This window comes from Endozoicomonas acroporae (assembly GCF_002864045.1).
Classification (GTDB): Bacteria; Pseudomonadota; Gammaproteobacteria; order Pseudomonadales; family Endozoicomonadaceae; genus Endozoicomonas; species Endozoicomonas acroporae.
In genome coordinates, this window is record NZ_PJPV01000049.1 from 44,054 (window position 1) to 54,968 (window position 10,915).

Genomic DNA, 10,915 nt, shown 5'->3' on the forward strand with positions numbered 1-10,915 from the left:
CTTCAGTTGACATAACGGCCGGACGATTGGTATAAATTGCCGCTACTTCGGATCAGGAGTTAGCCCGGATATTTCATAAACTGCCCCGATTCTCGCGCACGACCACATGGATGTGGGAGATAGGGCGACGCAGGATGCCAAAGCCGAGGACTTTGTCGCTCTAAGGGATTTTGTGAGGGAGCGCCGTACCGGGGAGTACGGTCGACTGAACAAAACTCCCTTAGAGCGGCAAAGGACAAGTGAGAGCGGGAGCATGTTTATGAAATATCCGGGCCAGGTCGAAGCCATAGAGTCAGGTTGTCAGCTCAACTGTTAGACAACTTTATGCTAATGCGGATAAAAGTAGACTTCTTTTACCGGAATGACCGAACAGGTACAGGCTGTTACCGGTGATTTGCTTTCCTATGACCCTCCAGACAAGAAACGCAGGAATGACTCTGCTTCCCCGATTTGATGAGCCTTCGGGTTACTGTCTTGTTCAGTAGCTCCGGGGGAAGCGGGTTTCCCGCCAGACTTCTTGAATCCAGTCAGACAATTTGCTTGACGGCAGATTATCAGACTTCATACTGCCCCGGTGTTATCGTTCGCTGACAATGTTCGATGGTTGCCATTGGAAAAATGAATTCTGGTGATTATTTTCAGTGGTTTTAGATCAAATTGGCTGGTTGGCAGGCTATTAATGACGAAGGTGCATGTATGGTGCTTGTTTTTCACAGGAAAATGCAGCAGCATATCGGTCGCACCTGATAGGGTAGATGACAGAAGTCCGGTAAATTACTCAGTTGCCAGCACGCTTTCTGTGTCTATCCTCTGTTAATGATTGAAAACGCATCCTACTTAGAAGGGGAATAGAGTGAACAAGTCCGAGCTTATTGATGCTATCGCTGCATCTGCAGACATTTCTAAGGCTGCCGCTGGTCGAGCCCTGGACGCCGTGATTAACTCTGTCACTGGTGCACTGAAAAATGGTGAGCAGGTTGTTCTGGTAGGTTTTGGCACATTTTCTGTGAAAGAGCGTGCCGCTCGTACCGGCCGTAACCCACAGACTGGTGAGCCGATTGAAATCGCCGCTGCCAGAATTCCAAGCTTCAAGGCTGGTAAGGCTCTTAAGGATGCTGTGAACTGATCTGGTACGGTTCACTGTTATAGTGCTTTAATCGGTTCTATTTCATCAGGTGGGCAAGGCAGGGTTCCACATGAATTATTCCAGGGGAGTTGTCTGCCGGTTCACCAGAAAGCGCATCCGATGATGCGCTTTTTTTTTAAACCCGGTCTTCATCAGGCTGGGTGAGAAGAACAAGGGAAATGCTCTGCTGTCTCAGCGGCCCTGGTACCTGAGGTTATTATGCTGCAATCGATGAGGGACAAAGCGAAGAGTTGGGTGACATTTGTTGTCGTCGGCATCATCGCTTTTATGATGGCCATTACTGGTCTGGAAACGCTTGCGCCCAATCCAAACAACCCGGAAGTGGCGTCAGTCAATGGTAAGGATATAACCCGGGCAGAGTTGGCTCAGGCTGTTGACCAGCAGCGGCGGGTTTTGGTTCAGCAAATGGGCGGTCAGTTTGATCCTGCCATGCTGGACGATCAGTTACTGCAAAGCTCGGTTCTTGAAGCCCTGATTGATCGTCAGTTGCTACTGCAAAACGCTGAAGATCAGAAAATGGATATTGGCAAAGCCCAGATTGATAAGCTGATCGTATCCATGCCGCAGTTTCAGCAAAACGGCCGCTTTGATGCCGATCGTTTTCAGATGATGGTTCGCAGTTATGGTATGACACCATTGCAGTTCCGCGATGCCATCCGTGAAGAAACACTCTTGCAGCAATTACGCGCCGGGGTTGCCAATACCGAATTTGTGACTGCAGAAGAACTCAAACGACTGCAGAGTCTTGAAGGTCAGACCCGGGACCTCGCCTGGGTTATGCTGTCGGCGGAACCGGTTCGTCAGGCCATTACGCCTTCCGAAGAAGAGATCAGCACTTACTATCAGGCTAACTCGAATCAGTTCATGACGCCTGAGCAGGTTGTCGTAAACTACGTGGTTCTGAACAAGGCGGATATTGCCAGGGGTATCGACGTCTCTGCTGAAGATATTGAAGCTGAATACCAGTACCGTGTCGAACAGTTGCAGCAACAGTCTGGCAATAATGCCCATGTCTCAGTTATCTTGATTCAGACCGGTGAAGATCGCACCCTTGATGAAGCGAAAGCACGGGCCAGTGAAGTGGTTGCCAAACTGCAAGCCGGAACCGGGTTTGCCGAGTTAGCCAGATCCTATTCTGATGATCCGATGACCGCTGAGAACGGCGGTGATCTGGGGGCTGTTGAGCCGGGCTTCTTTGGCGATGCTTTTGACAATACCGTTGCGGGTTTGAACGTTGGTCAGGTTTCTGAGCCTATTGAAACGGATTTCGGTATACAGATCCTGAAAGTGACTTCCCGTGATGAAGCGGATGTGCCATCGCTGAATGAGATGCGCGCAGACATTGAGGTGGCACTCAAGCAGAATGAAGTTGACTCTCTGTTTATTGAACAAACCAGACAGCTCGCGGATATCAGCTTTGAGGCTTCTGACCTGGCTCAGCCAGCAGAGCAGCTGGGCCTGACCGTAATGACCAGTGAGCCCTTTGGTCGAAAGGGTGCTGAATCGGGTATTGCTGCTGATCCCCGCGTGTCGGCAGCGGCTTTCAGTGAAGATGTATTGGATCTCGGTGCCAATAGTGAGCTGATTGAGATTACCCCGGAACAGGCTGTTGTGGTCCGGGTTAAGGAGCACCAAAAACCTGAGCTTATACCCCTTGCTGATGTGCAGGAAACCATCGTTAATGCCCTGAAGAACAGCCGCGCCCGGGAACAGCTGGCCAGCCGTGCAGAACAGATGGTAACGACCTTGCAGTCCGGAACAGCGCTGAACGCGCTGGCTGATGAACAGAAGCTGGAAGTGGTTGAGAGTCCTGCAACCAGCAGGAATATGCCCGGTGTGCCTGCACAGCTCCTGCAGGAAGCCTTTAAAATGCCTCACCCCGGAAACAGTGTCTCCTATCGTTCAGTCACTCTGGCAAATGGTGATTATGCGGTGGTTGGCCTGAGCGCCATCTACCCCGGTGAAGCAGTGGCAAATCCTGAGCAGCTCAAAGGACTGGGTCAGTTTATTGCTGCAGGCAATGGACGTGTAATGTTTGATGAGTACCTTGCCAGTCTGAAGGAGAGAGGTAAGGTAAAAATCCTGCTTGATAATCAATAATGAATTGAGTTTGGATGCAACGTCCTGGAGGCCACCGAAAGGTGGCCTTTGTCGTTAAGAAGAGGTAGAAAAATTGTCCTGATGGTTTTCCTGTTATCAGGTAGAGAGCAGCTATAGACTCTGCACCATCTTCCAGCAGGCAAGTCAACAAGCACTCGATTATCAAGTCAGGCACGGCGAGCATAACGACATGCTCACCCTGGTCCGCCGTAGCCGTGATCCTGATCTCCCCTTGCAGCGTTTCCTGCCATTGTTAAACTGTTGGTTTCAGCTACGGTTTTCGGTAGTGGTCTAACAATAAACGATACTGGGGAATAGTAATGTCCGATCAATTTATTAAATCAAAAGCGGCCATTGCCTGGGGGGCAGGCCAGCCGTTGTCGATCGAAGAAGTCGATGTGATGTTACCAAAGGCTGGCGAGGTGCTGGTTCGCATCGTTGCTACAGGTGTTTGCCATACCGATGCCTTTACCTTGTCCGGTGATGACCCGGAGGGGGTATTTCCTGCCATTCTTGGTCATGAGGGTGGCGGGATTGTCGAACAGGTAGGAGAGGGCGTGACCAGCGTTGCTGTTGGTGATCATGTCATTCCACTCTACACACCGGAGTGTGGTGAGTGCAAATTTTGCCGTTCAGGTAAAACCAACCTCTGCCAGAAAATACGTGAAACCCAGGGAAGGGGGCTGATGCCCGACGGTACGACCCGATTTTATAAAGATGGTCAGCCCATTTATCACTACATGGGGTGTTCGACATTTTCCGAGTATACCGTGTTACCCGAGATTTCACTGGCAAAAGTCAGCCCTGATGCACCGCTTGAAGAAGTCTGTCTGCTGGGTTGCGGAGTCACTACCGGTATGGGGGCCGTATTAAAGACCGCAAAGGTACAGCCCGGGGACACCGTTGCCGTCTTTGGTCTTGGCGGTATTGGTCTATCGGCCATCATTGGTGCCAGAATGGCCGGTGCTGGCAGGATTATCGGGGTTGATATTAATGAGAAAAAATTTGAACTGGCCAGAAAGCTAGGGGCTACTGACTGTGTCAATTCAACATTGGTTGATAAACCGATTCAGGATGTGATCGTCGAGATGACCGATGGTGGTGTTGACTTTTCCTTTGAGTGTATCGGGAATGTTAACGTCATGCGTTCTGCACTTGAGTGCTGTCACAAAGGCTGGGGGGAGTCGGTTATCATCGGCGTTGCCGGTGCTGGCCAGGAAATAGCCACGCGCCCATTCCAGCTGGTGACCGGGCGTGTATGGCGTGGATCCGCATTTGGAGGGGTGAAAGGCCGTTCTGAGCTGCCGGGCATAGTAGAGCAATATTTGGCGGGTGAATTCAGGCTCGACGATTTTATCACCCATACCATGGCATTGGAGGAGATCAACAGGGCGTTTGATCTGATGCATCAGGGGGAGAGTATTCGCTCTGTGGTCCATTACCGGCAATAACTGCACCATCGGTTATTTTTTTTCACCGAGGCTTTACGGTTTTTTCAGTAAAGCCTGTCCCGTATTGAGCAAGGTCTATGTCTTTGGAGAATATCAGCAGTAATAAGCTGTTTGGTGGCTGGCATAAACAGTACACCCACGACTCACAAACCCTTAACTGCAACATGCGTTTTGCCATCTACCTGCCTCCTGAGAGCGAGAGCCAAACGGTTCCCGTTCTGTACTGGTTGTCCGGGCTGACCTGTACCGATGAGAATTTTATGCAGAAGTCGGGAGCCCAGCGGGTAGCTTCAGAGTTGGGCATTGCGATTGTTGCACCGGATACCAGTCCCAGGGGGGATGATGTTCCGGATGATCCTGATGCTGCCTACGACTTCGGGCTTGGTGCCGGGTTTTATGTGAATGCTACCCGGCAGCCGTGGCGTCAGTATTATCAAATGTATGATTATGTGGTTTCTGAGCTGCCAGAACTTATTGAACAACACTTTCCTGTAAATGATAAACGGAGTATTGCCGGCCATTCCATGGGCGGTCATGGTGCGCTGGTGATTGCTCTGCACAACCCTGATCGTTACTCATCGGTGTCTGCTTTCAGTCCGATCTGCAATCCGGTCAATGCGCCATGGGGACAAAAAGCATTTATGGGCTATCTTGGTAATGATCGCGAGCAATGGAAACACTATGATGCCTGCGAGCTGTTGAAAAGATCACCTGTAGCGGTTCCAACACTGGTGGATCAGGGCAGCAGGGATACTTTTTTGCACGAACAGTTGCACCTGGATGCATTAAAAAAAGCAGTTGCAGACACAGGGTATCCAATGACCATAAGGATGCAGGAGGGATATGATCATTCCTATCATTTTATTGCCACGTTTATTGAGGATCACTTAAGATTTCACTCACAGAAGTTTTTATAGCTGACTGAAAAAGGTATTTACCGGTTTTTGGCAAATACCTTATCCGGGCTTCTGGTAAAAATATAACTGATTGGTTGGTTTTTTATGTGAAAGCAGCTTTAAGTAGTTAACCAAATGAAATTAAGTAGCTGGCCATATGGAATCATATATTTCTGGCTACTTGGGCAGGTGCTATGCGAGGCACAACGGAGGGAGCATAGCCGTAGCTATGTGACCGGAGTTGTAACGAAGCAGAGTGCCTGAACAAGGAGTCAGAAATATATGATTTCATATGGTTAGCTACTTATGTATCAATTATTACTCAAAAATTAATATGACAGGGTGGCAATAATGCTTGGTAATATAGCTTATCGAGAATGTATTCAGGGAATATTGTATAAAGAGTTAAGCAAGGATTCTGATGATGTAACTCCGGAATTATCTAAATATCTTATTGATGAATTAGAAAAAATACATGTTAAATCGCTTGAGGAATATTCAATCAGTTATGTTAATAAAAGGCTCGATACTATGATTAACTGTCAATATGTTCCTGTTCCTCTAATAGATGACCTGGAATTGCCGGGTGTATTAAAAGTGGTTCTTAATAATTCAGGGTTGTATGGTGTTGATATTCAACGCAAGATAAATGGCGGCTTGAATCGAGAGTTTGCTAAAGATAATCCAAATCCATTTCATGCGAAAGTATGGCTGGATATTGGGGCGAAAATAGATACTAAAGTCACAAATAAACTGAATTCAGGCCTGGAAAGAATGATAAAGAGTAATGAGCCCGTTTTTGCCGGAGGCTGGTTGTCTCTGGGGGCGATGATACCCGACTTTCAACAGAAAATTGATAAAGGTTTACAAGAAGCTACTACAGTGGTTAAAGCGAAAGAATGGTGCGATCTGGGAGCTTCGGTAGATAGTAACGTTCAACTGAAATTAAATGAATGGTTAAAACAATCCCTGAAGCAGGAGTGTGCATCTGACGTAAAAGATTGTGTGGCAATGGGGGCAACCATAGAAAATCTTCAGCAACAACTTGACAAGTTTCTGGCCAAAAACCTTCTTGAAGATAGACCTGATTCAAGAGATGTTATCAATTTAAAAGAAGCAGGAGCAGATATTAAACCAGAATTTCAAACAATTCTTGATTTAAATCTGGAAAGGGTTGCCGAAGAAAATAGTATTATGCAATTTAAACTTTGGCTGGAAATGGGTGCCAAAAAAAATGATAAAACCAATCAATTTATAAATCTTGCCGCCCGGAGTTATGCGGAAGGTAATAATCCCCATGGTGTAAAAGAATGGGTGAGTTGCGGTGCAAACAACCCTTACAGTCAGGCTGATCTTAATACAATGCTCCTGACAAGAATCCGTAATAATCGACCTGATTCTGCTGGATGTCTCCTCGAACTGGGTGCGGAGGTTTATTTTGATATACAAGCTGAGCTGAACGCTGGATTACTCAGGGCAATAAATGAGGATGGCAGACCTTTTTTAATAAGAGAGTGGTTGGATATGGGGGCAAGATTGAGTCGCAGGCAGTTTGTAGTTGACGCACCTAATTGAGTAGAAAAGCAGATATACCTATTGCATTTTGACTGACAGACAGAGGTGGAGACGTCATTGATAATTCTGCCAACTTTTCATTAGCTACTAACTCTGCCATTTTCCTTGCCAATGCTTCGCTCATGCCTTGTTTTATAGCCGAGTGATAGGCTCTATACTTTGCACACTTTATAGCGTTCTTCATCCTGTATCTATCGGATGCGGCGTACCTGGCTCTGGTTTCTCTTCCTTTTGCCGATTTTTCGTATTTGGCTCTGGCTCTGGCATTGGCCGCCTGGCCTTTATCGGATTTTTTGTACTTGGCACTGGCCTTGGCCATGCATATCTTTCCTTTATCAGTTGCAAGGTATCTGGCCCTGCTTGCTTTGCCCTTAACGGATGCGGTATATCTGGCCTGGCATGCCCTGCCTTTAGCGGATGCGGCGTATCTGGCCTGGCTTGCTTGAAAAGATAATTTTGTTCTTCTTGGTTTATTAATTCCGTAAGCGTAAGTGTCTTCAGGTGTAGGGCGTATCGGTTCACCGGATCCGGAAGATAGAGTTGCGTTGTACTGCATCGTTTCAGTGAGAACTTGCTGGTCAGTGCTTTTATCTAACGCCCCGACTATAGCAGCGGGATGCAATGACGGTTGAGGAAAAGTAACTGATGAATAGGCCGGAGGTAATTGTTGGAAGCCTGTTGTGGTTGAATTCGTGGAGAAAAAATGATTATCTGAAAATTGACAAGGGGGGTAAGTATCAAGATTATCTTGTGAATAAAACCCGGAAAGTCTTAATGTATTTCCAGTCAATGGTAAAATAGAAATTGAAAAATCGTCCAGCGCTCTTGCAGAACAGGGAATGCCCTGGTTGGTGAATTGCGGATTTAACTCTCCAGATTGATAAGGGGACGGTGTTTGCAAAAAATGCCCATGCCAGTTCAAGTGTGAATCTGGAGCAGCAGTTGTTGGTAAGTAATTTACCGGCAACTCCTGAAAATAGGAAAGTCCAGAAATATTATTTGGGTCTGTGTTAAATATGTTCATTGAATTATTGAATGAGCGAATTATAGGTTAAGACCACTTCATCCTGTTAAAGTTCCTTTTTAAGGAACACCCTTCGGTGAGTTTTTCAGTGCTCTGCGTAAACGGGATTTTTTACGAACCAGCCTTCTGTGCACCCTTTGGCGCTCAGCGAAATCAGGATCATTCTGAATACGCTGTCTTTTGTGTTCTCTTTCCAGCTCTGCGTAAATTGAATGTTTACGAAGCTCCCTTTTACGGTCCCTTTGCTGAGCCCTTTTGCGATCCCTTTGGCGCTGCCTTTGTTGTTCGTTCAGGCTCTGTTTTTTTCGCTCTCTTCTGTGCTGCCTATGGTGCCTGGCGTACGTGTGATCTTTGTAAAACGCCCTCTGTCGTTCAACTATTGAAGAGTTACCTTCAGCAATGTCTTCTGCCCTTGATACCCGGTTCAGGTTTGGCCGGTTAACTTCACCAACTGGTTGTACGTCTTTTGGCTCAGAGCTTATGGCAAGATCTGTTAACTGGTCTCCCTGATTCGATTGGTCCGCAGGTTCAATTTTATAATCATGCAGTAGATTAAGAGGCTTAACGTTAATTCTCTGAATGTTTGAAGAGCTATGGTAAACAGCAAGAGGTGTGTCCATAGCCTGAACAGGCATACCTTGATAGGCAGGCTCTTGTTCGTGTTTACAAAATTGATCTTCTTGATTAAATAAATCCCATGAACCAAAATAAAGATCGTAAAAGTCAAGGTTAAATGTAGGCGAGTTGTTGTAGTTGTCCATTGAGTTATTGAATTACTGAGTCAGGTTCTCGGACTACTCCCTCTTATAAAAGTTCCTCTCTTCATCAAGAGTTCTTTTGAAGTTTGCTTTCAAGCGCCTCTTGCCGCTTCCTCAGGTGCATCAGGATGCTCACCCTGTTGCGACGATCACTTGCCAACTCTATGCGGCGCTTCCTTTGGCGCTCTACATTGGCGGGGTCTTTTCGATACTCCCTTGCCCGCTTCCTTTTGCGCTCTGCATAAGCGGGATCTTTCCGACGCTCCTTTGCCTGCTCCCTTTGGCGCTCTAGAAAAGCAGGATCTTTGCGACGCTCTCTTACCCACTCCCTTTGGCGCTTTCTGAGCTGCTGCATGTAAGCGGGGTCTTTGCGGTGCTCCTTTTGGCAAGACCTTCTGCACACACTTTGGCAGTCAACTATTGAAGCGTTAGCATCAGTCACTGCTTCTGCAGGGGTATTCTGGTTATCACTTGTCGCATGGTGCAGGTTTAGGGGGTTAACTTCAGAATCTGCTGGTAACTCTTGTGGGTTAGAGAGTATGGCTGGAAGATCAGTTAACTGATAACCCGGATTTGAATGGTGCGCTGGCATGGGTTTCTCAATCTCAGGCTCGGTCCCTGTTAAGAAAGGTTGAATGGCGTTGGTGTGTGGTATTGATGATGGTTCATTGTTAACGTTTTTATTACCAGAATTCCAGGGTCTACATTCACCGGAAGTGTATTCTGTCACCTCAAGCATATCTTTTAATAATGAGTCTGATGAAACATCTGGTGTTAGTATTTCAATATCATATACATTCAATGAATTAAAACCGGGAGCCTCATTCTGGTCTATATCTGACTGATTATTGTAAACAGAATAAGAGGGTAGTACTTGAACAGATATACCTTGATGCGTAAATTGTTTTTCATGCCTACTGTCTTGACTCGGCGGTTCAACTAAAATGTCATGATAAAGCTCTTCAAAAGCAGTATCAAAAGAAGACAGGTTGTTATGGAGATTCATCAATTTATTGAAGTGTGTAATTGTTGAATTACAGATTAAGACTTTCTAATTTTAGAAAAGTTCATTAATGCCCATAATTTAAAGCCCTGCCTTTTGTCCATCAGTGACGGCCAGGATTGCGGGTAGGGGGTCTACGCTTTGTCGGGCGAACTTTAATTTTGTCATGCGCAGCCTGGTTATTAAGCCTTTCCACCTCGTCGGGTATAAGTTTGTCGTCTGCGGATTCAGACTGTTTCGTTATTTTCTCTGGTTCCGTAACAGACGCTTCCTGATGGCCTTCTTTTGTACCGGCAGAATCATATTCAGCCTCGAACTCGCTGTCACTGCCCTGCGATTCCCCGGTTAATACTCTTTTTGCCAATACCGATTTTAATTCAGCCTGCATATCTGAGGGGGCTGCGGTGCGCTCTTTGATGTTTGTCTTTACCAGCGCTTCTGGCTCCTGAGCTGTGGGAGCCTGAGAAATAGTGGCTGTATTCGATTCTTGCCAGTTTTGTACTTCCCGACGGTTGAAGAAGCAATTCGCAGCACTGGCCAGAGCCTTCATTTTTTTCATAGGGCCTTTGTGCAACTGCAAAGTTTCCGCGTAGACTCCTCTGGCGGCTTGGGTTCTTTCTGTTATTTTCATTATCTCGTTCCATGAGGTTTGATAATCTTTCATCGTACTATCGAATAAGAATCTTTAGTAGTTCTCTGGTATAAAGACGAAAATTTCAGGCCTGCTTTTGTTGTTGGATGGGCTCTAAGTAGTTGGCCAAATGGAATCGTATATTTCTGGCTAAGTGGGCAGTTACTATGCAAGGCACAACGTAGGGAGCATAGCCGTAGCTATGTGACCGTAGTTGTAACGCCGCAGAGTGACTGCCCACTTAGTCAGAAAATACGATTCCATTTGGTTAACTACTTATACGCTCAATATCATCCTGCTCAGCTTGCTGACTTCTGTTGAAAAAAAAAA

Annotated in this window: 9 protein-coding genes; 5 read left to right on the forward strand and 4 right to left on the reverse strand. The window is 46.6% G+C overall.

Annotation, left to right across the window (positions count from 1 at the left end):
- Positions 1-853: 853 nt before the first annotated feature.
- The 5 genes from hupB to CX664_RS08530 all read left to right on the forward strand — a co-directional run bounded on the left by hupB (position 854) and on the right by CX664_RS08530 (position 7,169).
- A complete protein-coding gene (gene hupB, locus CX664_RS08510) occupies positions 854-1,126 on the forward strand; it encodes a nucleoid-associated protein HU-beta (protein ID WP_101746322.1) in 273 nt (90 codons plus the stop codon).
- A gap of 219 nt (positions 1,127-1,345) precedes the next feature.
- Positions 1,346-3,247, forward strand: coding sequence for a SurA N-terminal domain-containing protein (locus tag CX664_RS08515; protein ID WP_101746323.1), 1,902 nt, complete (start codon positions 1,346-1,348; stop codon positions 3,245-3,247).
- A 320-nt stretch (positions 3,248-3,567) separates the two neighbouring features.
- Entirely contained in the window at positions 3,568-4,698 is a 1,131-nt protein-coding gene (locus CX664_RS08520; protein ID WP_101746324.1) for an S-(hydroxymethyl)glutathione dehydrogenase/class III alcohol dehydrogenase, read from the forward strand.
- 77 nt (positions 4,699-4,775) lie between these two features.
- Positions 4,776-5,615: an S-formylglutathione hydrolase gene (fghA, locus tag CX664_RS08525; RefSeq protein ID WP_101746325.1), complete on the forward strand. Its 840-nt coding sequence runs from the start codon at positions 4,776-4,778 to the stop codon at positions 5,613-5,615.
- Between the two features lie 330 nt (positions 5,616-5,945).
- Positions 5,946-7,169 carry a hypothetical protein gene (locus tag CX664_RS08530; protein ID WP_101746326.1) on the forward strand — a complete coding sequence of 408 codons (1,224 nt, stop codon included), beginning with the start codon at positions 5,946-5,948 and terminating at the stop codon, positions 7,167-7,169.
- Here the strand turns inward: CX664_RS08530 and CX664_RS25600 are convergent.
- The 4 genes from CX664_RS25600 to CX664_RS08550 form a co-directional block, all read right to left on the reverse strand.
- Entirely contained in the window at positions 7,162-8,193 is a 1,032-nt protein-coding gene (locus tag CX664_RS25600) for a hypothetical protein (RefSeq protein WP_145999898.1), read from the reverse strand. The two genes, CX664_RS08530 and CX664_RS25600, sit on opposite strands and share 8 nt — an antisense overlap.
- A gap of 59 nt (positions 8,194-8,252) precedes the next feature.
- Positions 8,253-8,954: a hypothetical protein gene (locus tag CX664_RS08540; protein ID WP_101746328.1), complete on the reverse strand. Its 702-nt coding sequence runs from the start codon at positions 8,952-8,954 to the stop codon at positions 8,253-8,255.
- A gap of 64 nt (positions 8,955-9,018) precedes the next feature.
- On the reverse strand, positions 9,019-9,753 hold the full coding sequence (locus tag CX664_RS08545) for a hypothetical protein (protein WP_145999899.1): 735 nt from the start codon (positions 9,751-9,753) through the stop codon (positions 9,019-9,021).
- A gap of 304 nt (positions 9,754-10,057) precedes the next feature.
- Positions 10,058-10,618: a hypothetical protein gene (locus CX664_RS08550; protein ID WP_101746330.1), complete on the reverse strand. Its 561-nt coding sequence runs from the start codon at positions 10,616-10,618 to the stop codon at positions 10,058-10,060.
- Between the last annotated feature and the right edge of the window lie 297 nt (positions 10,619-10,915).